This window comes from Pedobacter zeae, assembly GCF_014196715.1.
Lineage (GTDB): Bacteria > Bacteroidota > Bacteroidia > Sphingobacteriales > Sphingobacteriaceae > Pedobacter > Pedobacter zeae.
The window spans coordinates 1205579-1230386 of record NZ_JACIEF010000001.1; the positions used below are offsets into that span (position 1 = coordinate 1205579).

Annotated in this window: 25 protein-coding genes; 12 read left to right on the forward strand and 13 right to left on the reverse strand. The window is 38.8% G+C overall.

All coding sequences use genetic code 11. The features are described from left to right. Positions 1-91 precede the first annotated feature (91 nt). Complete coding sequence (locus GGQ60_RS05060; protein ID WP_183760486.1) at positions 92-352, forward strand: DUF6364 family protein; 261 nt, start codon at positions 92-94, stop codon at positions 350-352. Between the two features lie 3 nt (positions 353-355). Beyond that, complete coding sequence (locus GGQ60_RS05065; protein ID WP_183760488.1) at positions 356-775, forward strand: PIN domain-containing protein; 420 nt, start codon at positions 356-358, stop codon at positions 773-775. Positions 776-945: 170 nt separating this feature from the next. On the opposite strand, the gene GGQ60_RS05070 is transcribed toward GGQ60_RS05065, so the two are convergent. Beyond that, positions 946-1281: a Rieske (2Fe-2S) protein gene (locus tag GGQ60_RS05070; RefSeq protein ID WP_183760489.1), complete on the reverse strand. Its 336-nt coding sequence runs from the start codon at positions 1279-1281 to the stop codon at positions 946-948. Positions 1282-1388: 107 nt separating this feature from the next. On the opposite strand from GGQ60_RS05070, the gene GGQ60_RS05075 reads away from it, so the two are divergent. Both GGQ60_RS05075 and GGQ60_RS05080 read left to right on the forward strand, forming a co-directional pair. Further along, positions 1389-2012 (forward strand): 7-carboxy-7-deazaguanine synthase QueE, encoded by a 624-nt coding sequence (locus tag GGQ60_RS05075; RefSeq protein ID WP_183760491.1) that lies wholly within the window; start codon positions 1389-1391, stop codon positions 2010-2012. Between the two features lie 37 nt (positions 2013-2049). Next, complete coding sequence (locus tag GGQ60_RS05080; protein ID WP_183760493.1) at positions 2050-3936, forward strand: OmpA family protein; 1887 nt, start codon at positions 2050-2052, stop codon at positions 3934-3936. Between the two features lie 131 nt (positions 3937-4067). Here GGQ60_RS05080 and kdsA read toward each other — a convergent pair whose 3' ends face one another. Both kdsA and recQ read right to left on the reverse strand, forming a co-directional pair. Continuing rightward, a complete protein-coding gene (gene kdsA, locus GGQ60_RS05085) occupies positions 4068-4880 on the reverse strand; it encodes a 3-deoxy-8-phosphooctulonate synthase (protein ID WP_183760495.1) in 813 nt (270 codons plus the stop codon). Between the two features lie 75 nt (positions 4881-4955). Beyond that, positions 4956-7145 (reverse strand): DNA helicase RecQ, encoded by a 2190-nt coding sequence (recQ, locus tag GGQ60_RS05090; protein ID WP_183761295.1) that lies wholly within the window; start codon positions 7143-7145, stop codon positions 4956-4958. Between the two features lie 91 nt (positions 7146-7236). Here recQ and GGQ60_RS05095 point away from each other — a divergent pair, with 91 nt between their 5' ends. Then, on the forward strand, positions 7237-8205 hold the full coding sequence (locus tag GGQ60_RS05095) for a KpsF/GutQ family sugar-phosphate isomerase (protein WP_183760497.1): 969 nt from the start codon (positions 7237-7239) through the stop codon (positions 8203-8205). A 15-nt stretch (positions 8206-8220) separates the two neighbouring features. After that, positions 8221-9312, forward strand: coding sequence for a mannose-1-phosphate guanylyltransferase (locus GGQ60_RS05100; protein WP_183760499.1), 1092 nt, complete (start codon positions 8221-8223; stop codon positions 9310-9312). Positions 9313-9397: 85 nt separating this feature from the next. Here GGQ60_RS05100 and rlmB read toward each other — a convergent pair whose 3' ends face one another. Next, positions 9398-10162, reverse strand: coding sequence for a 23S rRNA (guanosine(2251)-2'-O)-methyltransferase RlmB (rlmB, locus tag GGQ60_RS05105; protein WP_183760501.1), 765 nt, complete (start codon positions 10160-10162; stop codon positions 9398-9400). A gap of 201 nt (positions 10163-10363) precedes the next feature. Between rlmB and dnaB the strand changes: the two genes are divergently transcribed. Then, positions 10364-11926 (forward strand): replicative DNA helicase, encoded by a 1563-nt coding sequence (gene dnaB, locus GGQ60_RS05110; RefSeq protein ID WP_183760503.1) that lies wholly within the window; start codon positions 10364-10366, stop codon positions 11924-11926. Positions 11927-11980: 54 nt separating this feature from the next. Here dnaB and GGQ60_RS05115 read toward each other — a convergent pair whose 3' ends face one another. The 3 genes from GGQ60_RS05115 to GGQ60_RS05125 form a co-directional block, all read right to left on the reverse strand. Further along, positions 11981-12598, reverse strand: coding sequence for a porin family protein (locus GGQ60_RS05115; protein WP_183760505.1), 618 nt, complete (start codon positions 12596-12598; stop codon positions 11981-11983). A 73-nt stretch (positions 12599-12671) separates the two neighbouring features. Next, on the reverse strand, positions 12672-13889 hold the full coding sequence (gene chrA / locus GGQ60_RS05120; RefSeq protein WP_183760507.1) for a chromate efflux transporter: 1218 nt from the start codon (positions 13887-13889) through the stop codon (positions 12672-12674). A gap of 51 nt (positions 13890-13940) precedes the next feature. Then, on the reverse strand, positions 13941-14276 hold the full coding sequence (locus GGQ60_RS05125) for a tetratricopeptide repeat protein (protein WP_183760509.1): 336 nt from the start codon (positions 14274-14276) through the stop codon (positions 13941-13943). A 129-nt stretch (positions 14277-14405) separates the two neighbouring features. On the opposite strand from GGQ60_RS05125, the gene GGQ60_RS05130 reads away from it, so the two are divergent. From GGQ60_RS05130 to GGQ60_RS05150, 5 genes are all read left to right on the forward strand, one after another. Continuing rightward, the gene (locus tag GGQ60_RS05130; RefSeq protein WP_183760511.1) at positions 14406-15143 is read left to right on the forward strand and encodes an electron transfer flavoprotein subunit beta/FixA family protein; all 738 of its coding nucleotides are present in this window, start codon (positions 14406-14408) and stop codon (positions 15141-15143) included. 105 nt (positions 15144-15248) lie between these two features. Continuing rightward, on the forward strand, positions 15249-16217 hold the full coding sequence (locus GGQ60_RS05135) for an electron transfer flavoprotein subunit alpha/FixB family protein (RefSeq protein ID WP_183760513.1): 969 nt from the start codon (positions 15249-15251) through the stop codon (positions 16215-16217). A gap of 76 nt (positions 16218-16293) precedes the next feature. After that, on the forward strand, positions 16294-16908 hold the full coding sequence (locus tag GGQ60_RS05140) for a bifunctional nuclease family protein (protein WP_183760516.1): 615 nt from the start codon (positions 16294-16296) through the stop codon (positions 16906-16908). A gap of 185 nt (positions 16909-17093) precedes the next feature. Then, a complete protein-coding gene (locus GGQ60_RS05145; RefSeq protein WP_183760518.1) occupies positions 17094-18473 on the forward strand; it encodes a nucleoside permease in 1380 nt (459 codons plus the stop codon). A gap of 17 nt (positions 18474-18490) precedes the next feature. After that, the gene (locus tag GGQ60_RS05150; protein ID WP_183760520.1) at positions 18491-19621 is read left to right on the forward strand and encodes a DUF3667 domain-containing protein; all 1131 of its coding nucleotides are present in this window, start codon (positions 18491-18493) and stop codon (positions 19619-19621) included. 178 nt (positions 19622-19799) lie between these two features. On the opposite strand, the gene GGQ60_RS05155 is transcribed toward GGQ60_RS05150, so the two are convergent. The 6 genes from GGQ60_RS05155 to GGQ60_RS05180 form a co-directional block, all read right to left on the reverse strand. Continuing rightward, entirely contained in the window at positions 19800-21089 is a 1290-nt protein-coding gene (locus tag GGQ60_RS05155; protein ID WP_183760522.1) for a citrate synthase, read from the reverse strand. A gap of 133 nt (positions 21090-21222) precedes the next feature. Beyond that, on the reverse strand, positions 21223-21753 hold the full coding sequence (locus GGQ60_RS05160; RefSeq protein WP_183760524.1) for a DUF3347 domain-containing protein: 531 nt from the start codon (positions 21751-21753) through the stop codon (positions 21223-21225). A gap of 96 nt (positions 21754-21849) precedes the next feature. Next, positions 21850-22401, reverse strand: a complete 552-nt coding sequence (locus GGQ60_RS05165) for a hypothetical protein (RefSeq protein WP_183760526.1) — start codon at positions 22399-22401, stop codon at positions 21850-21852. 152 nt (positions 22402-22553) lie between these two features. Further along, entirely contained in the window at positions 22554-23072 is a 519-nt protein-coding gene (locus tag GGQ60_RS05170; RefSeq protein ID WP_183760528.1) for an outer membrane beta-barrel protein, read from the reverse strand. A gap of 123 nt (positions 23073-23195) precedes the next feature. Then, positions 23196-24119: a tRNA (adenosine(37)-N6)-dimethylallyltransferase MiaA gene (gene miaA, locus GGQ60_RS05175; RefSeq protein WP_183760530.1), complete on the reverse strand. Its 924-nt coding sequence runs from the start codon at positions 24117-24119 to the stop codon at positions 23196-23198. Then, positions 24119-24757: a hypothetical protein gene (locus tag GGQ60_RS05180; RefSeq protein ID WP_183760532.1), complete on the reverse strand. Its 639-nt coding sequence runs from the start codon at positions 24755-24757 to the stop codon at positions 24119-24121. Before GGQ60_RS05180 ends, miaA begins: the two co-directional genes overlap by 1 nt. Between the last annotated feature and the right edge of the window lie 51 nt (positions 24758-24808).

A 24808-nucleotide genomic window follows, 5' to 3' on the forward strand; every position in this document is an offset into this window, starting at 1 on the left:
AGCGATTCATTTTTTTGGATCGCTTTTTTTACGTATGAAATTTATTTATGATACGTATTTGTGGTATGTTTGTTTATAATATAATTCGAAAATGGATGCTAAACTAACCTTAAGCTTTAATCAGGACGTAGTAAATAAAGCTAAAAAATACGCTGCTGATCACAACATCAGCCTTTCGCGCTTAGTTGAGCATTTATTAACTCAAGTTACTGCCGGCAATTATAAATCATTAGAAGATTATCCGGTTTCTGATTGGGTAAGTATGGTGGCCGAGGGTGAGGTCGAATATAAAAAAACACCCAAAAAAACACGTAAAGACTCAAAGAATGAATTCTTCTCCGCTAAGAAGTAATAAATGAAAGTGTTTCTGGATGCCAATATTTTAGTTTCTGTATTAAATAAGGAATATCCGCTTTATACCTACTCATCAAGAATCTTAAGTTTGGCTTCTCATCCAAAATTTGAAGTTTATACTTCCCCCATGTGTCTGGCCATAGCATTTTATTTTGCTGAAAAAAAACATAAATCCCAGTTGGCCAAACAAAAAATCGATTTGCTTTGCCAACATATAAAAATTGCAGGGAATTCGTCAAAAAGCGTCTCCGATACATTATCAAATAAGAAAATACACGACTTTGAAGACGGCTTGGAATATTATGCTGCACGATCTGTTGATTGTAAATGTATTATCACGGAAGATGTGGAGGATTTTTATTTTTCTGAGATTGAAGTTTTAAACTGTCAGGATTTTTTTAAAAGACATTTGCTCCCTTAGTTCTCCACTGATCTGTCATTCTGAATGCAATGAAGAATCTTTAGTAAGTAGATTTTCTATTTCGCTCCACTCCCATCTGAATGCGACTTTTCTTTCCACACTTGTTATTTCGTCAGCTATTCATCGCTGAACAAATGACTAATAAACCAATTGCGAATGAACTAACCTGATTATCCCCAAAGTTTGCTCCACCAGCTTTCTTCAAAACCGATATAAAGTCCGTCTTCGCGTAATTCTACCGGATAGATGTTGATATAATCTCCCTGACCTTCTGCTCCCCTGCCCGTTTCCAGACTGTATTCATACCGGTGAATCGGACATACGAGGTTCCCGTTTTTGCACCAGCCTCCGCTAAAGTGACCGCCGGCGTGGGGGCAAAGTGATTGGGTAGCACTAATTTTATCCTCGTTGTTGATTATGCACAGCTGTTTCCCATTAACCGAAATGGTTTTAATGTTACCGGCATGGGGAATCTGGTTGTTGTTTAGCGCTTTAAACCATTTCATTCTGCTAAAATACGGCAAATAAATATCAGTATTATTTCATCTTTCTATTAAATTTCGAATTGGGAACTGCTTCACCATATTTTTTTAAGATATTTGCATCCTCAAAAATGAAACAGGACATTCCAGAAGACGGCACATTACTTCCTTTAATGGAAGAATTTTACACTATACAGGGCGAAGGATTTAATACCGGTAAAGCGGCTTATTTTATCCGTTTGGGTGGTTGTGATGTAGGCTGTCACTGGTGCGATGTGAAAGAAAGCTGGGATGCCGAAATGCATCCGCTTACAGCTTCGGATGTAATTGTAGAGAATGCGGATAGATTTCCGGGCAAAGCCGTTGTAATTACAGGAGGCGAGCCTTTAATTTATAACCTCGATTACCTGACCAATAAACTTAAAGAAAGAGGAATCCTCACCTTTATCGAAACATCTGGTGCTTACCCGCTTTCGGGTAACTGGGACTGGATTTGTTTATCACCTAAAAAGTTTAAAGCACCAAGACCAGATATTGCACCCTTTGCCAACGAACTCAAAGTAATTGTATTCAATAAAAGTGATTTTAAGTGGGCAGAAGAATATGCGGCAATGGTATCGCCCGGTTGTAAATTGTATCTTCAGCCTGAGTGGTCTAAATCAAAAGAAATTACACCCCTGATTATTGATTATGTAATGGCAAATCCTAAGTGGGAAATTTCTTTACAAACACACAAATTTTTAAATATTCCTTAAAAACAATACATTAGCTTTATAACCAAATGTTAATGTAATGAAATTTTGCCTGTTCCTCTTCTTTAGCATACTGAGTATTTATTGTTTAGGGCAAAATTCCCCGAATAAAAAAGCACAGGTTTACTTCGAAAAAGCAGGTCCGTTTATTGATAAATTGGACTATGCCGCTGCCGAACAGGTATTAAAAAGTGCGGTTGAGGCAGATCCGTTATTTCAGCATGCCTATATCGTACTTGCAGGCGTTTATAAAGCGCAAAAAAAATATTCCGAATCCAGGGCGGCTTACGAAAAAGCCATATTAATTAATAAAACAGTGGTTCCTGCAGCAATTTATGGTTTGGCTGAAAGCGAATTTGCTATACAGGACTATATCAAGGCAAAACAGCATTTTAATGAATTTCTGGCACTCGAAACCTCTTCAGACCGGGCTAAAAAGGCAAAAAAATACCTTTTGGATTGCGATTTTGCTTCAGCGGCCATAAAAAAACCGGTAAAATATGTGCCCACCAATTTGGGACCTGGTGTTAACACAACAGATGCCGAATATTTTCCTGCTTTAACTGCCGATGGTGAAACCCTGGTTTTTACCCGTCAAATGAATGGAAATGAAGATTTTTGGACTTCACAGCTTAAGAATAACAAATGGAGCACGGCTTCCCCTTTATCGAGCAGAATAAACACTACCCAGTACAATGAGGGGGCGCAAACAATCTCTCCGGATGGTAAATATTTATTTTTTACCGGTTGCAACCGTCCGGATGGGTTAGGACGATGCGATATTTATGTTTCACACCGTGAAGGTAAAGACTGGGGCGAACCTTATAATGTGGGTAAACCTGTTAATTCAGAATATTGGGAATCGCAGCCTGCCATCAGCCCCGATGGAAGGACTTTATATTTTATCAGTAACCGGCCTGGAGGATCGGGTGGCTACGACATTTGGAAGAGTACCATTACTGAGGATGCCAAATGGGGGCCGGCGGTAAACCTCGGGCCTGATATCAATACCATTTACGATGAGAATACTCCTTTCTTGCATGCCGATGGGCGAACATTGTATTTTGCTTCGGATGGATGGCCGGGTTTTGGAAATAAGGATATTTTTTACAGCCGTATGGATAATGATGGTAAATGGCAAAAACCGGTTAATATCGGTTATCCAATTAATTCTTTCGAAGATGAAAGCGGTTTAGTGGTAAGTGCCGATGGAAATTTTGGGTTGTTTTCTTCAAATTTAAAGGATGGGTTTGGCTTGCAGGATATCTATAGCTTTGGCATTCCCGAAACAGCCAGGCCCCTAAAGGTTTCGTATGTAAAGGGGATTGTTAGGGATAAGGATACCAAAAAAACAATTGAAAGCAATGTACAGGTAGTAGACTTAAAAACCAATAAAACTGTTTTTGACGATTATACCGATCCTGAAACGGGCCAGTTTTTAGCCGTAATGCCCGTAGGGAGCGATTACCTGTTTAACGTAAATGCAGAAGGTTATCTATTTTATTCCGAAAATTTTGAGCTTAAAACCGGCGACATCAATAAACCTTATCAAATTGAAGTGTATATTGAAAAAATAAAGCCGGGCGGGAATGTTACGCTTAGAAATATATTTTTCGATACCAATAAATTTAATCTTTTGCCTGCCTCTATCCGCGAGCTCGATCTGCTGATCGATTTTTTACATCAAAATGAAGGTATTCAGATTGAAATTCAGGGGCACACTGATAATATTGGAGATGATAAGTTAAATGAAAAACTTTCATTTAACCGTGCAAATGCCGTTTATGAATACCTGATTAAAAAAAATATCGATGCGAAAAGACTCACTTTTAAAGGTTTTGGGGCAAATAAGCCGATTGCTGATAATAAAACTGAACTTGGCCGTAAAAACAACCGGCGTACTTCATTTGTGATTACGAAGGTTTAATTTTTATAGCTGTCATTCTGAACGCAGTGAAGAATCTTCAGGATGATCATTGTCATTTCAACTGAAGTTAAAGCGAAACGGAGAAATCTATATACAGATCTCTCCGCTACGGTCGAGATGACGATATTCAGTTAGAGTATGGCTTGTCTGATACGGATCAGTTTGGTCAAGGTTTCTTCCAGGAGGTCTAAGTGTAACATGTTGGCTCCATCTGATTTCGCATTTGCAGGATCAGGGTGAGTTTCAATAAATAAACCATCGGCACCTACTGCAATGGCTGCTTTTGCAATCGTTGAGATCAGTTCGGGTTTGCCACCGGTAACTCCGCTGCTTTGGTTAGGTTGCTGTAATGAATGTGTACAATCCATCACCACAGGCACACCAAAACTTTGCATCTCTGGTAAGCCTCGGTAATCAACAATTAAATCCTGGTAACCAAAGGTATTCCCCCTATCGGTTAAGATTACTTTGCTGTTACCTGCTTCTTTAACTTTTTCAACCGCAAATTTCATAGAACCAGCGGAAAGAAATTGCCCTTTTTTAACGTTTACCACTTTTCCCGTTTGTGCAGCAGCAATCAGTAAATCGGTTTGGCGGCATAAAAATGCAGGAATCTGCAGTACATCTACATAAGCAGCAGCCATCGCAGCCTCGTCACTTTCGTGAATATCGGTTACCGTTGGCACGCCAAATTCTCTGCCGATCCTTTCTAAGATCCTTAACGCCTTCTCATCACCAATACCCGTAAAGGAGCTGCCTTTACTTCGGTTCGCTTTCCGGTACGAACCTTTAAAAATGTATGGGATCTGTAATTTATCGGTAATGGTAATAACCTTCTCCGCAATTCTCATGGCAATATCCTCGCCTTCAATAGCGCATGGACCTGCCATTAAAAAGAAATTTCCTGAATCTGTATTTTTAAGTTTATCTAAGTAGTTAAGCATAGTTGAAATATGAGACATGAGACATGAGATTTGAGAACAACTCTCCTAAAATCTCATGTCTCAAATCCAGTTTTTTTAGTTTCCTAGTTCTGACATGAATTTAATCCGCATCAATTGAATTTCTTCCCGGGTATAGTCAGTTTCTCCCAATTCGTTGAGTGCCTCATCAATAGAATCGCTCTCTGCGGCCCTGAAATAATCAAAAACCTCGTCCTGCCTGTCATCATCAATGATCTCATCAATGAAATAGTTTAGGTTTAGCTTGGTACCGGAATTTACGATTGATTCTACTTCTTTCAGAATTTCTTCGTACGTAATGCCTTTTGAATCAGCAATATCTTCTAAACCGATCTGCCTGTCGATATTTTGGATAATCGATACTTTCATCTGCGATTTATTGGCCTGGGTTTTAATAATCAGGTCGATAGGGCGTTCGATATCGTTATCTTCTACGTATTTTTTGATCAATTCGATAAATGGGCTTCCGAATTTCATGGCTTTACCAGAACCCACACCCGAAATCTGGCGAAGTTCTTCCATGGTGATCGGATAATGTGTACACATTTCTTCTAAAGACGGATCCTGGAAAACCACAAAAGGCGGAACGTTTTTCTGCTTGGCAATTTTTTTGCGTAAATCTTTAAGCAGAGATAAAAGATGGGTATCTAATGCCCCGGGGCCTTGTTTTACATCGTCATCATCCTCATCGGCACCGCTTTCTATCGGTTCGTTTAAGATGAACTTAAGGTGGTAAGGGTTTACGATAAAATCTTTTCCCTGCTTGGTCAGTTTTAACAACCCGTAATTGTCGATATCTTTATAGAGGTAGTTGTTGAGTACAGCCTGGCGGATAATTGATTTCCACATCAGCTCGCCTTCTTCCTTTCCAATACCGAACTCTGGCACTTTACTATGCTCATAAGCAATGGTTTGTGCGGTTTCTAAACCTAAGAAAACGTTTAACAAATGAGCGTCATCAAATTTTTCTCCTGATTTTTCTATAAACTTTAGTAAAGTCGATAATTGGTTTTCAGCATCAAACTGTTTTTTAGGTTTCTTGCAATTATCGCACATGCAGTTACAGCCTGTTTCATTAAAGTTTTCGCCAAAGTAATGAAGAATCTGCTTACGGCGGCAAACGCCGGATTCAGCATAATCAATCACTTCTTTTAATATCTGTGTACCAATTTCACGTTCAGAAACCGGTTTGTCTTTCATAAACTTAGCCAGTTTATCTACATCTTTTTGAGAGTAAAAAGCGATACACACTCCTTCTCCGCCATCGCGACCGGCCCTGCCCGTCTCCTGGTAATAGCCTTCCATGCTTTTAGGCACGTCATGGTGGATTACAAAGCGAACATCCGGTTTATCGATCCCCATACCGAAGGCAATGGTGGCTACGATAACCTCTGCATCTTCCATCAAAAATTTATCCTGGGTTTCTGCCCGCACTTTGGGCTCCAAACCTGCATGATAAGGCAAAGCACTGATTCCGTTCAGGTTCAAGGCTTCGGCAACTTCTTCTACCTTTTTACGGCTGAGGCAATAAATAATGCCTGATTTACCCGGATTCGATTTAATATACTTAATGATTTCTTTGGTGATATCGCGTTTAGGACGGATTTCATAAAACAAATTCGGTCTGTTAAAAGACGATTTGAATAATGTTGCCTCGGTCATACCCAGGTTTTTCATAATGTCCTGTTGCACTTTTGGCGTAGCAGTAGCTGTTAAGGCAATAATTGGAATATTGTTTCCTAAACCAGCAATCACCTGCTTAATTTTGCGGTATTCCGGCCTGAAATCATGCCCCCATTCAGAGATGCAATGGGCTTCATCAACCGCTACAAAGGAAATTTTAATCAGATTTAAAAACTCAATATTGTCCTGTTTTGCCAGGGATTCGGGAGCAACATACAATAACTTGGTCTGACCACTTAAAAGATCAGATTTAACCTGGGTGATTTCGGATTTATTTAAGGATGAATTAAGAAAATGTGCAATACTGTCATTTCCACCAAAAGCCCTTAATTGGTCTACCTGGTTTTTCATCAATGCGATTAATGGAGAAATAACAATTGCTGTTCCCTCGCTCATTAAAGCTGGTAACTGATAGCAAATAGACTTCCCTCCACCTGTAGGCATAATAACAAAAGTGTTGTTGCCTTCTAAAATATTTGTAATGATCGACTCCTGATCACCCTTGAAATTATCAAACCCAAAGAAATTTTGCAGGTTATCAAATAACGACTTTTTCACGTCCATTTTGTGTAATAAAATATGCGATGCTATTTTTGTATCCAAAATAACATAATTTTACAAGAATTTCAAGTATTAACCGACAATTATTTTCTCTTTGAAAAGTAAAAAATCAATAATTCAATCGGCTGTAAGCACCTTAGAGCTCGAAGCAGCAGCAATACTAAATGTTGCCAGGAATATCAATAACGATTTTGAAAAAGTCGTATTAAGTATTTTGCAGGCCAAAGGGCGGGTAATTGTAACAGGGATCGGAAAAAGTGCGATCATAGCACAAAAAATTGTGGCAACTTTTAATTCTACTGGTACACCTGCTATTTTTATGCATGCTGCAGATGCCATCCATGGCGACCTGGGCATGATACAGACTGATGATATTGTAATCTGCCTATCCAAAAGTGGCAATACCCCCGAAATTAAGGTGCTGGTGCCTTTGCTAAAAACATCCAACAATCTTTTAATCGGGATGGTAGGCGAATTAAATTCATTTTTGGCCGAGCAGGCTGACCTGATTTTAAATACTTCATTCGAAAAAGAAGCCTGTCCGCATAATTTAGCTCCTACCACCAGCACCACCGCACAGTTGGCAATGGGCGACGCCTTGGCCATTTGCCTGTTGGAATGCAGGGAATTTAACGAAGCAGATTTTGCAAAATATCATCCAGGCGGATCGTTGGGCAAAAAACTTTATTTGAAAGCACGGGATTTGGCTTTATCGAATGAGAAACCATCAATAAGCCCCTCTGCTCCGGTAAAAGATGTACTGATTGAAATTAGTAAAAACCGTTTGGGGGCTGTTGCTGTTGTTGATTCAGCTAACCAGGTATTGGGTGTAATTACTGATGGAGACATCAGAAGAATGCTGGAGAACAATGATTCTGTAGCCGGTTTAAAAGCACAAGACATTATGGGCAGAAGCCCAAAAAGCATACAATTTAATGCATTAGCGGTTGAAGCTTTAGAGATAATTAAACAAAATAACATTACCCAGTTGTTAGTTCTAGAACAAAATACTTACTTTGGAATCATCCATTTGCACGACCTCCTTAACGAAGGCATTGTGTAATTTTTAAAATAAAAAATGAATAAAAATTATTATGCATTAATTATGGCAGGGGGCATCGGAAGTCGCTTTTGGCCAGTAAGCAGAACAGAGTATCCAAAACAATTTATCGATTTTTTCGGTGTAGGCAAAACCCTTATCCAGAGTACATATGACAGGTTTTTAAATATCTGTCCTCCGGAAAATATTTTTATCGTTACGAACGAAATATACTCAGACCTCATTAAAGAACAGTTACCTCAGTTATCGGATAACCAGATTTTGGCAGAGCCCTTAATGAGAAACACGGCACCATGTATCGTTTACGGCAGTTTAAAAATTGCTGAACTAAATCCAAATGCCACGATAGTGGTAGCTCCTTCAGATCATACTATCGCTGACCTAGATGGCTTTGTACAATCTATCGGGCAATCATTGGATGCAGCATCTAAAAACGACTGTTTAATTACTTTGGGTATTAAACCCAACCGCCCTGATACGGGTTATGGTTATATACAGCATACTGATTATGTGCTCAATACCGATACTGATCTGCATAAGGTTAAAACCTTTACTGAAAAGCCAAATCTGGAGTTGGCGAAATCATTTTTACAGAGCGGCGATTTTTTATGGAATGCGGGGATTTTTATCTGGTCGGCAAAAACAATTTTGAGTGCTTTTGAGAAGCACCTGCCTGATATGTATGAAATATTCAATGTAGGCCGATCGGAACTTAATACCGAAAATGAAAAAACATTCATCAATAATGCCTACCTGCAATGCACCAATATTTCGATCGATTTTGGCATTATGGAAAAGGCAGAAAATGTTTATGTGCTCCCATCTGATTTTGGTTGGTCTGACCTGGGTACCTGGGCCTCTATTTACGAAATGGCCGAAAAAGATTACGTTGGCAATGCTGTTATTCCTTCAGAACAGGTAATTATGTTCGATTCATCAAATTGTATGGTAAATGTACCGAAAGATAAATTGGTGATCCTGCAGGGACTACACGATTATATTGTGGTAGAAAACAACAATATGTTGATGATCTGCCCAAGAAACGAAGAACAACGCGTGAAAGAATTTGTTGCGGAGGTTAAATCGCGTTTCGGAAACAAGTTTATTTAGAGATGGATAATATGACATGTAAAATGGACGGTGTCGCTTAGTTGCCCATTATCTATTTTACATGTCCCTTTTCCATCTTACATTTTTACATTCTCTGCCTTACAGCTTCGTATAAGATTACGCCTGCAGCAACAGAGACATTTAATGATTCGATTTTGCCCGTCATTGGTATTTTAGCCAGGTGATCGGCCACACGTAAAAGGTCATTAGAAATACCTTCATCTTCCGATCCCATTACAATTGCAGTAGGTATGGTATAATCCGGTGCATAAATAAAATCGTTGGTTTTTTCAGTACAGGCTACAATTTGCAAACCGCTTTCCTGTAAAAACAGGCAGGTTTTATGCAGATTGCTGTGACGGCAGATCGGAATACTGAACAATGCACCTGCCGAAGTTTTAATGGCATCAGCGTTAATCTGTGCAGCATTTTTTAGGGGCACTACAATGGCATGTACCCCTACACAGGCAGCTGTACGGGCAATTGCACCCATATTACGTACATCAGTTACGCTATCCAAAACCAATATCAGCGGCACCTCTCCTTTTTCAAAAACCGCCGGAACAATGTCTTCAATATTCTGATAAGTGATTGGCGAGATAACCGCAATTATACCCTGATGGTTTTTCTGCGACATCCGGTTCAGTTTTTCTACCGGAACCTGGTTTAACGGGATCAGTGTATCTTTTAAAAGTGCTTTTAGTTCTAAGAATAATTCGCCGCCCAAACCACGCTGCTGGTAAATGGTCTCAATGTCTCTTCCGGCTTTAATGGCTTCTATTACAGCCCTGATACCAAATATAAACTCATTATTCTCTTTTGCGCGTTGCGGTCTTCTAAAATTATCCATGTTTTGAAATTGTTAGGCAAAAGTATTCAAATAAATGTTTTAGCCCTAATCTATTGTCTTCCTTATTAACATTTAATTGTTCAAAAATTTCTGGAGCTTCATAAAACCTTCGAAAATTTAATCTGATTATACTTCAACTTGTTAACAAACAACTAGTAACTAATTCAAACAACCCCGTCAAAATTTGATTACTTTTGTTGAATGAGTATCGATAATGAACAAGGCGGAAAGAATAGCATTACGGCTAGAAAAAGCAGGTTAAGTAATACCATTAGTTCACAAGGGAAAATCCCTCCACAGGCACTGGATCTGGAAGAAGCCGTTTTAGGTGCATTGATGCTCGAAAAAGATGCTTTATCAGCGGTAATCGACGTTTTAAAGCCGGAAGTTTTTTATAATATCGCCCATCAGAAAATTTTCGAAGCCATCCATATTTTATTCCAGAAATCGAAACCTGTTGATATTTTAACGGTCACTTCGGAGCTGCGTACTTTGGGTGCTTTAGAAATGGTTGGTGGTGCGTATTATATTACCCATTTAACCAATCGTGTTGCTTCGGCGGCCAATATTGAATTTCACGCGAGGATTATATCCCAAAAGTATATTCAGCGCGAACTGATCAGGATCTCGACCGAAATCATTACGAATGCTTACGAAGATACGACTGATATTTTCGATTTATTGGATCATGCTGAAAAAGGCCTTTTCGAAATCGCCCAAAATAACCTGCGTAGGGATACCCAGAAAATGGACGATATCATTAAGCAATCGTTAGCTACACTTGAAGAACTCCGTACCAAAACCGATGGTTTAACCGGTGTACCAACGGGTTTTACCGGCTTAGACCGGATTACCGGGGGATGGCAAAAGCAGGATCTGGTAATTATTGCTGCCCGTCCGGCGATGGGAAAAACCGCATTCGTATTAACATGTGCCCGTAATGCTACCGTTGATTTTCAGAGGCCCTGTGTGGTATTCTCACTCGAGATGTCGTCGGTTCAGCTGGTTAACCGTTTAATTTCTGGAGAGGCAGAAATTGAGCAGGAAAAAATCAGAAAAGGAAATTTACAGGAATGGGAATGGCAACAGCTACACAGCAAAATTGGCCGTTTAACCGAAGCCCCACTCTTAATTGATGATACCCCGGCACTCAATATATTTGAGTTCAGGGCAAAATGCCGAAGATTAAAATCCCAGTACGATATACAGCTGGTCATAGTCGATTACCTGCAGTTAATGCATGGTAAAGGCGAAGGAAAAGGTGGTGGTAACCGTGAGCAGGAAATCGGTAGTATTTCGAGGGCATTAAAATCGGTTGCTAAAGAGCTCGATGTTCCTGTACTGGCCCTTTCCCAGTTAAGTCGTGCGGTAGAAAGCCGGCCTGGTTTACAGGGAAAAAGGCCAATGTTATCCGATTTGCGTGAATCGGGCTCAATTGAGCAGGATGCGGATATGGTATTATTCCTGTACCGTCCTGAATATTATGGCATTACCGAGGATGAGCAAGGCAGATCGCAGGCAGGTATTGGTGAGGTAATTATCGCCAAACACCGTAACGGTGAAACCGGAATTGTTCCACTTAAATTCGTAGGTAAGTTTGTTAAGTTCCAGGATCTGGAAGATGACTTTAATGCACCGCCAAGCTCATTCGCTGCTGATCCATCGGCGGGAATGTACCCTTCACAGGACTTTGAAAAGCAGAGCAATGTAATTATACGTCCTTCGAAAATGGATGATTATAACGATGATGATCCACCTTTTTAATAAATACACAAGAAAAATGTCCCAAATTTTTTGGGACATTTTTTTTAAATTATTTTACAGGCTGAAAAGCAACCCTGCATTGAAACTTGATCGCACGGTTCTGATGCGGTAACCCTGGTTCTGTTTAAACAGATCGGTAATACCCGATTGTCCGTCGGCTTCCAGCAGTACTTTTACCTTATTTGCAACCGGTAATTTCACGCCAATACCCAAATCGATACCAATATCGCGGTTGTGCACAAAATCTGTTAAATCGGTATTGAATTTTGACTCTTTCGCGTCTAACAGGATACCAAAATAAGGGCCAAAGTTTAAGTACCAGTTTCTCTTCTTTCCAAAATGCCAATTGGCCATCACGGGGATAGTTAAGTAATTGATCTCGTAGTTGGTTATAAAACTCTGTCCATTATCCAGGTTGGTTAAATAACCATTGTCCCACCCTTTTTGATCATAGCCAATTTTAGCTTTAATGCTCCAGCGGTCTGAAAAAAAATAATCCCCTACAGCAGTAATATTGAAGCCATTTCTGAAATCGCTATTGGTTTGGGTACTTGTAGATACGGTAGCAGCATTGAAGCCAACGTGCAGCCCTAATTCAAAACTGTTTTTTTCCTGAGCCCGGGTAGTCGAGCCTAGCCCAATTAATAATAAAAGCGTTAATAGTTTCCTCATAATTGATCTGATTTTAAAATTTGCCGAAGATAGAATTAAATCTTTTGGATTAAAAAATCAAGATCAGGAAAGCTTAAAAAAGGTATCCCACCAGGATTCCGGCGAGTACAATTAATGGAGGGCTGATCTTTGTAAAATTGAGCAGCAGAAAAGTGGCGAGCATAATTCCTAAAAACAACCAGTTTAATCCCATCGGGATTAACAATAATACAAATGCGGCAATAATGAAGCCTACACTCACTGCGTTAATTCCAGATAAACTATGCCGGATCCTCGAAATCTTTTTCAGGTCGTCCCAAAACGGTACAATAAACAAAACCAAGATCAGTCCGGGTAAGTTGATGCCGATTACACCAATTAATCCACCTAAAATCTGCCCCCACATGCCGTAACCAAAATTTTTCATGCTCAGGGCGCCAAGATAGCTCGTAAACGAAAAAGTAGGACCAGGTAAGGCTTGCTGTAGTGCAAAGCCCGATAGAAATCCGGATGAAGGCAGGTAATGTTTCATCTCCACAAACTCAGTAAACATTAAAGGCACAAGCACCTGTCCGCCTCCGAATACCAGTATTCCGTTGCGGTAAAAATTTTCGAGTAAGCGGATGGGTAAACTAAAAGGCGATGTTCTATTGATAATGGCACCAACCAAGGCGAATAATAATAACGCACCTAAAAAATAGATCAGTTTTTTAGGATTGATGTTCGAAAAAAGTTTCACCCGTAATTCTGTCTCTTCCTTTGGTGTTTCAATCGCTGAAGAAATCATTCCGCCGATTAAGATAGAAAGTGGAAATACGTAAGCATTCCTCAAAACCAGTGTGGCAATTACCGAAGCAATGGCTAAAAAGATAGAAACCTGCGAAGACAGTACTTTTTTCCCGAGTTTCCAGGCCCCGTAGGCTACAATCCCCAAAGCAATTGGCTGTATGTATTCCAAAATGGCATTAAATTTCTGTTTCTGGTCCAGCAGGGCATAACTAATGGCTGCAAAAGTCATGATTGCCGCCGTTGGCAAAATCCAGATTAAGAAGGTAAGAATAGCCAGTTTTAGCCTACCAACCTTCCAGGCAATCCCAACCAGCGTTTGAGTGGATGCCGGGCCGGGTAAAACCTGTGCCAGTGCATTCAGTTCTAAAAGTTCTTCTTCAGAAATAAACTTTGCACTTTGAACAAAATACTTTAATAACAATGCCAGGTGTGCCTGTGCACCGCCAAAAGAAGTGAATGTAAAAAAGATTACGTTTCTAATAAACAGCCACTGCCTTTTAGCAGCGATGGGTTTGTTTTGCATTAGTTCAAAGCTAATAACGGTACATTAAAAATTGACAACTGATAAAATGACTTAATCATCTTCATAGTCTAATCCTGCGGCAGAATTGTAAGCACCCTGCAATTCTGAAAAAGCATGCATATCGCGTTTATTCCGCGCTACCTGCATTCCTTTCTGATAGGTTTCGATTGCTTTCTCTTTTTCTCCGTCTTTTTCCAGCAATTTTCCCAAATGGTAGTAAGTACCAACATAATCGGGATGTTTATCGGTTAACTGAAGGTAAAAAGAATAAGCTTTTTCCTTATCATTTAGGTTGTTATACTCTGTGGCTAAGGCATATAGTATAAACGGATCGTTGGGATCGCTTTCCAAAAACTCCAATAACTTGCTTAAACGGGTAGATGACATTTTATTTCCTTGCTTTTTTAATTAAATTTGCAGAAAGACCTTATATAATAATGATATCATAGATGAATGGATTAACGGAGAACAATTGTCGTTGTTAATCGTTCATTAAACAAAAACCACTATTAACATATGAAAATATTAGTTTGTATCAGTAACGTGCCAGACACGACGACAAAAATAACTTTTACTAACGATAATACCGAATTCAATACATCAGGAGTACAATATATTGTTAATCCTTATGACGAAATTGCTTTATCGAGAGCGATCGAGCTAACTGAGGGCGGTAAGGGCACGGTAACAGTAATTAATGTAGGTGAAGTAGCCAACGATCCAACCATCAGAAAAGCGCTGGCAATTGGTGCAGATGATGCAGTTAGGGTAAACGCTGCACCCAGAGATGCTTATTTTGTGGCTAAACAGATTGCTGAATATGCCAAAGACAAAGATTTTAATGTGATTTTAACGGGTCGCGAATCGATCGATTATAATGGTAACCAGGTTGCTGCTATGGTTGGCGAGTTTTTAGATATCCCATCAGTATCCATTATCAAAAAATTAACTTTCGAAGGCGATACTGCAACTATCGAAAGAGAAATTGAAGGTGGTAAAGAAGTATTAACGGTTTCCGGTAAATTTGTAGCCAGCTGTGCTGAAGGCGTTGCAGAGCCAAAAATACCGAATATGCGTGGTATTATGAGCGCCAGAACTAAACCTTTAACTGTTGTAGATGCAGTGGCTATAGAAGAAGTTAGCAAAATAACAAAATACGAAACCCCTGCCCCACGCGGTACGGTAAAGTTAATTCCTGCCGATCAAACAGAACAGTTGATCAGCTTGTTACACAGCGAAGCTAAGGTGATCTAGTTGGCAGTCGGGAATTTTTAGTTGCCAAATAAATAAAGAGATAATTAATCGAATTAATTTAATATAAAATTTAATTTCCATATAAGGGAATTCAGGGATAAATATATGTCAGTATTAGTATATGTAGAACAGGCTGAAGGTAAATTCAAGAAATCTGTTTTTGAAGCAGTTTCTTATGCCAAAGCTATTGCCGATCAGCAATCAACCAACTTAACCGCTATTTCTATTGGGGATGTTGCAGAGAGTGAGTTAAAAGAATTAGGTAAGTATGGTGCATCTAAAATATTAAATGTAAGTGTCGATCAGCTAAAAACCTTTGTAAACCAGGCTTATGCAAGTGTTATTGCAGCAGCAGCTGAAAAAGAAGGTGCTGATATCGTTGTTTTATCTAACTCCTTCTCCGGAAAAGGATTAGCGCCGCGTATTGCAGTAAAGCTTAAAGCAGGCCTGGCCGACGGTGCGGTTGAATTACCGGGTACCGATGGAAAATTTGCCGTAAAGAAAACTGCTTTTTCAGGTAAAGCATTTGCCATTACTGAATTAACTTCTGCAAATAAAGTAATTGCTTTAAATCCAAATGCTTTTGGTGTTAAAGAAAATGCAACGGATGCTGTTATAGAAAACTTTGCTGCTGATATCAAACCATCAGATTTGGGCACTGTTATTAAAGATATTGTAAGGGCTACTGATAAAGTTTCGTTACCTGATGCCGAATTGGTGGTATCGGCAGGCAGAGGATTAAAAGGACCGGAAAACTGGGGAATGATCGAGGAACTTGCTGATTTATTGGGTGCTGCTACCGCATGTTCTAAACCTGTTTCGGATGCAGACTGGAGACCGCACTCAGAGCACGTTGGCCAAACTGGTATTGCCATCAGTCCAAACCTCTACATTGCCATTGGTATTTCGGGAGCCATCCAGCATTTAGCCGGCGTAAGCTCATCAAAAGTTATTGTGGTAATCAATAAAGATCCTGAAGCACCTTTCTTTAAAGTGGCTGATTACGGGATTGTTGGTGATGCTTTTGAAGTGGTACCAAAATTAATTGAAGCATTAAAAGCACATAAGGGATAATTCATTCTTGTCATCCTGAGCCTGCCGAAGGATCTAATTAAGGTGTTTCGGCAAGCTCAACATGACATCCACAAATATGAAAAAAGTTAAATTAGATATTGTAGGTTTATCTTACAGCCAGACTCAATCTGGTGCTTATGCCCTTGTTTTAGGAGAAGTAAATGGTCGCCGTCGTTTGCCGATAATTATTGGTGCTTTTGAGGCTCAGGCCATTGCAATAGAAATTGAGAAGATGACTCCTAGTAGGCCATTAACACACGATCTGTTTAAATCGATGGCTGATACTTTTCATATCAATATTCAGGAAGTAATTATTTATAACCTGGTTGATGGTGTTTTTTACGCAAAGCTAATGTGCAGTGATGGTAAAAATACCCACGAGGTTGATGCGCGTACCTCAGATGCAATTGCTTTGGCTGTTAGGTTTAATGCCATGATTTATACCTACGAATTTATACTCGCCTCTGCAGGAATTGTTATTGAAGGAAATGATTTTCTTTTCCTCGAGAATATGGATTCCCTAACAAAAGAATCTGAAGCAGATAGCCTGCCAAGTGCCAGTAAACAACAGGGCTTTGGGGACCTTAGCTTAGAAGAACTTCAGCAAAAATTGAAAGAAGCCATAGCAGAAGAAGCCTATGAAAAGGCGGCAAGGCTGCGTGATGAACTTAATAAACGCGGAATATCCTGATTTTCCGGAAAATCATCCGTAAGATTAAAAAAAAAACTGTAGATTTCCCAAAAAATCAATAAATAAAAGCTAAATACCAAAATGAGCTCCCGATTTTTCAAAATAATTTTAGCTCATTTTGGATTATGACTTAAAATAATTCTATATTCAGCTTTTACTTTCAATAATCAAACTAAACAACTATTATGAACGTTAAGTTTCGCTTAACTATAATGAGTTTCATGCAATTTTTTGTATGGGCTGCCTGGTTAATTACGATTGCAAATTACTGGTTTGGAACCAAACAATGGGACGGTGCTGATTTTGGTGTCATTTTTTCTACAATGGGTATTTCATCCCTCTTTATGCCTACCATAACCGGCATCATAGCCGATAAATGGATCAATGCAGAAAAACTTTATGCCATTTTGCATATTCTTTATGCAGCCACCATGTTTTATCTGCCACAGGTAGATAATCCACACACCTTTTTTTGGGTAATATTGGTGGCCATGTGTTTTTATATGCCAACCATTGCCTTAAGTAATTCGATCAGTTATACTACATTAAAAAACGGTAATTTTGATGTGGTAAAGAACTTTCCACCTATCCGGGTTTGGGGTACGGTAGGTTTTATAGCAGCCATGTGGATTACCAATTTAACAGGAAGCAAAGCAAGTGCAAATCAATTTTACATTGCAGGGGTTAGCGCTTTGTTCCTGGGCATATATTCATTTACACTTCCGGCCTGTAAACCTCAAAATTTAATCAGCGAGAAGAAAACATTTGCCCAAAAATTGGGACTGGAATCGTTTAAGTTGTTTGCCGATTATAAGATGGCGCTATTTTTTATATTCTCCATGTTTTTAGGAGCGGCCTTGCAATTAACCAATGCCTATGGTGATGTTTTTTTAGATGAATTTAAACTGTTTCCTGTTTTTGCAGAATCTTTTGTAATCAAATATTCTACCATTATTTTATCAATTTCGCAGATATCTGAAACGCTTTTTATTCTTGCCATTCCATTCTTTTTGAAGCGGTTTGGTATCAAATGGGTAATTGCTATTGCCATGTTTGCCTGGGTACTCCGTTTTGGTTTATTCGCTTTTGGCGATCCCTCAGCAAATTTATGGATGATTATTACCTCGTGCATTGTTTATGGAATGGCTTTCGATTTCTTCAATATATCCGGTTCGCTATTTGTCGAAACTTCAACCACGCCAAAAATACGTTCCTCTGCCCAGGGCCTGTTTATGATGATGACCAATGGTTTCGGTGCAGTATTCGGAAGCCTGATATCGGGATGGATGATTAGTAAATATTTCACTACCTATTATACCAATATCGGCTCGTTATCAAAATATGTTAATAGCGAGGCTGATAACGCACATTTGTTGAATTTTTTAAAAAATAAAGGAATTACTGTTCTGCAAAATGGTGATTTAAGCCGCGCTCTGGATGTAAAAGACTGGCACAATATCTGGCTGGCCTTTACCATTTATGTTTTAGTAATCGCTATTGTTTTTGTGGTTATTTTTAAACACAAACATACCCGTGCAGAAGTAGAAGCCATTAACCATTTATAATTTCTGATTAACCTCTTATGTCAGCTGGTAAGTATAGAAAAGAACATAACTGTTTAAACTGCGGTTTTCACGTTGAGAAACATTATTGCAGCAATTGCGGTCAGCCCAACTTAGAATTGAAAGAAAGTTTCTGGACTTTTATCAGTCACAGTATTGCGCACTATTTTCATTTCGACAATAAATTTTTTCAAACCCTCACTCCCCTTTTAACAAAACCTGGTCAGGTTACACTTGATTATTTAGCAGGTAAAAGGGCCCGTTATATCAACCCGGTGAGCATGTACATCTTTGTTTCCATTGTTTACTTTTTGGTGGTGTATTCTCCAAAAAAGCACACCAAACAAAAGGAAGATCATGATGTGGTTACCATAGAGAATTATAAAAAAGAAGAAAAGGTAAGCGATACTGTAAAAAATGCACTGAAGGAGGCTGGCGTACCTCACAATGCCATTATAGATAAAGCTGTTAAATCTATTGATAAAGACCTTGACCTTAAGAATTTTAAAAAACTGAGTTTTACCGATCAGGAACAAGAACTGAACAGGTTAAAAACAGAAAATGCTACACTCAAATCAGATTCGTTAAGCGATGTTATAGAAGATTTTGAAGACATTCATATCCAAAGAAATGACAGTACTTATTCGGCATACCTGGCCCGGCAGAAAAAGCTACCACCAGCCGAACAAGATAGTTGGTACCAGAAACTGATTAAAAAGAGAGCAATTACTATCGGTGAGAAATCTGAAGTGATCCAGGAAACCCTTGAACATAACCGCCCTAAGCAGTATTTTCTGTTAATGCCTTTGCTGGCCTGGTTCATTATGCTCAATTTCAGGAAAAACCATATCTATTATTTGGATCATCTAATTTTTACGATCCATGGCATGATGGCTTATTTTATTGTAGAGATTTTCACTGAGCCCATTATGAAATATGTTTTTGGCGAACATTCATGGGTAAGCAATATTTTGGAGTTTGTTGTGACCATTTATCTGGCCTGGTATATGTTCATGGCACTTACTGTTTTTTACAAACGCAAAACTTGGAGCACCATTTTTAAAATGTTATGGATTGTGATTTTGTATTCGGTTGCATTTAAGATTTCTGAATTGGTCATGATCAACCTGATTTATTATGTAGCTACGTAATATTCACATCATCTCAACTGGAACGCCCTGTAATGCCTGGGGCTGTACAAAAGTGGAGAGATCTATCTTTACATATCTCCCAATTACGTTATACTTTGTTCTAGATGGCAGTTGATGGATAAAATAAATCCCATAAAAAAACACCCGAAATTTTCGGGTGTTTTTTTTATTTATTATCTTATTTTCTGTCTTTCAGCTCAACAAATTCCCTATCTGTCTCGCCAACATAAATTTGGCGCGGACGACCAATTGGCTCTTTGTTTTCGTGCATTTCTTTCCACTGAGCAATCCATCCCGGTAAACGACCTAAGGCAAAAAGAACCGTAAACATTTCTGAAGGGAAACCTAAAGCACGGTAAATAATACCTGAATAGAAATCTACATTTGGGTATAGTTTACGCTCAATAAAGTATTGATCGGTTAATGCTGCCTCTTCCAGTTTTTTAGCAATATCCAGGATAGGATCATCGATACCTAAATTTTCTAAAATATCATCACATGCTTTTTTAATGATCTTAGCCCTTGGATCGAAGTTTTTGTACACCCTGTGCCCGAAGCCCATCATACGGAAAGGATCATTTTTGTCTTTGGCTTTGTTAATCCATTTCTCCGTATCACCGCCATCTGCTTTAATAAGTTCCAGCATATCGATAACAGCCTGGTTGGCACCACCATGTAACGGTCCCCAAAGCGCTGCAATACCTGCGGCAACAGAAGCATACAGGTTACAGTCAGACGAACCAACAATACGTACTGTAGATGCCGAACAATTTTGCTCATGATCTGCATGCAGAATCAACAATTTGTTCATCGCATTTACCACGATCGGGTTTACATCATAATCTTCGGTACGTTGCCCGAATGTCATCCAAAGGAAATTGGTTACATAGTCATATTTGTTTTTTGGATAGATAAGCGGATGACCCAATGATTTTTTATATACAAAAGAAACAATGGTTGGGAATTTGGCCAATAATTTAATGATGGTTAAATTCTGTTCTTCTGCTGTTTGATTTGGCTTTAAACATTCTGGATAAAATGTAGAAAGCGAGAAAATCAATGAACCCAGTTGCCCCATCGGATGCGATCTTGAAGGATAACCATCGAAGAATTTCTTCATGTCTTCATGAATCAGCGTGTGTTTGCTGATTTCAGCCTGCAGGTCTTCCAATTGTTTCTGCGTTGGAAGGTCGCCGTAAATAATCAGATAAATAACTTCTAAAAAACTTGATTTTGCTGCAAGTTCTTCAATAGAATAACCCCTGTATTTTAAAATGCCTTTTTCACCATCTAAAAAAGTGATTTTACTTTTTGTAGAACCAGTATTTTTAAAACCAGTATCTAAAGTTACGAAGCCGGTAAGATCTCTTAATTTCGAAATATCAATGGCCTTCTCCTCTTCTGTTCCTGTTATTACTGGCAATTCTATTGTCTTACCATCAACTTTAATCTCTGCAATATCTGACATATTATTGTATTGTGTTTATAGCTTTCTAAATTATATAAAATTAATATACATGCATAACAAATCTGTTAAATTAATATGAATAATTGGTCAAAATGACGTAACAATCATGCTTAATTAAACATCTTTTGCAATCTTATTTGGCCTTAATTTCCTCAGTTACTCTTCCACACTCCAGCATCTCTTTTCCATAATAAGGGTTTTTGATTTCCTTTTCGGTTGATAACCAGTCTCCTCCATCCCCTTTGTTGGCCATTGGGCAATGTTGAACATAAATTACACCCTTTTCAATTTCGGCACCTTTTAACAAAGCAATCAAATCTGCACTTAAAACGGTAAAATCTTTTCTTTGCGAAACAAGATCTTTGCTTGCTGAAATCTTACCCGCTACAGCTGCAGTAGGTTCGCAGCCTTTATAAGTTGCTAAACTGGTTTGTAATTGTGCAGCCGATTTTTGTGCAGTTGCCGAATCTGATTTTACCAAAGCATCTTTTAAAACCACGTATTGGTTAAAAATTTCCGATTTCTGTTTGTCTTTTATCGCAACCTCAGACTTAACAGTACTGGAATCGACCTTTGTTGAATCTTTGCTTTCCGTTGAATTTTTATTTGCCTGGTTGCAGGCCATTAGAGCAGTAAGTATGGCTATTCCGAATATTCTTTTCATTGTATTTGGTTTTCGGCTCAAAATAGCAATTAAAATATTAAATCAATAAAAAAGTCCCGATTTTCATCGGGACTTTGGAAATATATGATGTTTTGATTATAATTTGAAATTATATCCCAATCGAAGGTTAAACTGACCGGTTTTCATGAAATAAAGATCCGAAGCGCTGTTGTTTACATAGCCTTCATATTTAATGCCGAGGTCGAGGCCATTTTTCCATTCATACCCTAAACCGCCGGTATAAATGAAGTTCATATTTGCTCCTTCTTTAATGGCTAAACCAGAACCAAGCTCGGTGGCCAGGTACATTCTTTCGATCGGAAACACCCTAACCCCGCCCATTACCGGGATGAATTCGAATTTTAACGGGCTGCCTTTCCATTTTAAACGGGTATAGCCGCCTGAAGCTGTAAGGGCAACATAAGGGCTTAAATCATACTGAAGCCTTAGATCTGCACCATAACCATAATCCATTTCCGAACGGTCGGGGAACAATCCGCCGTTTACGCCAACACCAATTTTGAAAGCCATACCACTTCCGGCCGTCATCGGTTCTGTTGAACCCGTTGTTTGTGCTTTTAAGTTTGAAGTGGTTAAAATTGCCAGTGCAGTTAAGCCTGTTGCCAAAAGTTTAGTAATTGTTTTCATTGTTAGATATTTTAAGTTATCAATTAAGGGTTTGATGTATATACGTTAAAATATCTAAGGTGGATTTTTACATTTTCATTTTTTTCAGAATGTTATGAAATAAAAAAAGCTTCCTTTTATTGGAAGCTTTTCTATGATGTTGGAAGGGCTGCTTATAAGCTGAAACCGTAGGCTAAACGCAGACCGAAAAACCCGGTGCTTGTTCCGTTTTGTGCTAAACCTTCATATTTAACACCTAAATCTAAACCGTTACTCCATGCATAGCCAACAGCTGGTGAATATACAAATGAAGTACCGCTACCCGATTTAGTACCAAAGCCGGCGCCTAATTCAGCTAAGCCATAAATACCAGAACCAGAATCGTTAAAGAAATACTTAACACCAGCTTTTACAGGGATATAACCATAACTTGGATAATCTACACCGGTATTACCGATTTCTTTACCGCTCAGGTGGGTATAACCTGCTGTAATTGGAATAGATAATTGTTTATCGATATCAAATTGATAGCGTAAATCAGCACCTAACGCCACACCATAAGCGTCGCTGGTTGGGATACCTGCGGTTACACCTATTCCTAATTTTTGAGTAGATTGGGCGTTGGCATTTGTGGTAAAGAATAAAGCCACAACAGCTGCTGATGTAGCAATAAATTTTGTAATTGTTTTCATGTTTAAGATATTATTTTTGAGTTAAACTGTATGCCCTAAGTGAAACAAAGGTTGTGCCAAAAGGGCGTTTTTGATGTCGTTTTGGCCTTAATTAAACGTTTTGATGACGAATAAAAGCTAATTTTAGCCCAGTAAAACTTTTTCAGTTATTAATTGTTTTAAGCCACTTGCAGGCGCAGATGCATCAAGCCAAATGATCTCAACATTGTCTTTTTCCATTTTCCTGAAAAACGTATTTTGCCTTTTTGCATACTGGCAAATGGCAGTGCCGAGTCTTAGCTTTAATTCTTCAAAAGTTAATAACCCATCCAGGTAATGAACAATGAATTTATATTCCAATCCGTAAAAGACTAACATTTCTTTACGAATTCCTTCCTTAATTAACTGCGCCACCTCTTCAATCAAGCCGGCTTGAAATCTTTCTTCCAGTCTGGCAAGGATTTTAGCCCGGGTTATTGACACTTCATTCTTTAATCCAAAAATGATGGGTTTAATTTCAGGCCTTTCAACTGTTTCCAATTCATGGTCTTTTAAATAATCGGCTATTTCTAACGCCCTGATCAACCTTTTTTTTGAAGATAGATCAATAGCATCCCTATTCTGATTTTTTTCAAGCTGTATTTTCAATATCAACTCTTCTTTGGATAATACATCTAACCGGTTTCTTAATTCCTGGTTAACCGGTATTGCTGTAAAGGTTTGGTTTTGAAGTAGGCTATGGATGTACATTCCCGTACCGCCACAAAGGATTGGCAGTTTTTGTTTTGCGGTAATACTTTCAAAAGCCTTGTAAAAATCATTTTTAAAAGCATCAACGTGATAACGTTCGCCCGGTTCCAAAATATCGATCAAATGGTGGGGAATGATTTTTCCATTTATTTCATATTCGTGCAGATCTTTACCTGTACCAATATCCATGCGTTTAAAAACCTGGCGGCTATCAGCACTGATAATCTCTCCATTTAAAGCATCTGCTACGCTAACCGCCAGTTTAGTTTTGCCAGAGGCCGTTGCCCCTAAAATAATGATGAGGTTGTGCTGAGCCATTAAAATTGGAGAATAAATTTTAAACTTCCTGTATTGAACACTTCTGTAGCTGAAAGCTGATTATCTTTTTTAAGACTACGGTTTAAATTTTTATCAAGTAAATAGATTTGGGGTTCCAAAATGCCAGTGAGCATAAATCCTAATGCACTGTAGGCCTCTCCTGCCGACCAATCGCGGTCTGCATAGGTCATCACATCATTTGGCCTGTGGTTTTCTGCAAAATAAGCTATTAATTTACTCAATCCACCGGTAACGGAATATCCTGCTTTAACAGAAAACCTGATCAGTTCTGCAGATTTATAATTTTCGCTATGGTTCATTTTACGTAATGCCGAAAAAGTAGCAACGGCAACCAGCTCATCTTTTTCGAACAGCCCTATTTTATAACGGCTGCTTACCGTTCCTTGCAGGTGATTTTCGTTCAGGAAGGTATCGGCAACAGGTTTTGCTATTTTAATTACTTTTGTTTTACGGCCATGTATCCGGGTATTCTGTCCCAGCAATGATTTTATCCTGGCCAATACCTGCCCTGGCTTCGAGCGCCAAATATCTTCCCAAAGGTGAACAAGCTTGATGTTTCTTTGACCATAATTTTCCTGAAGTTTGATTAAATCACCTGGGGTAAACTGATTCTTCAAGCTTACCAGGTTTATAATTAGGTTTTGACCAAGGCTTAAAAGTTCAAATTC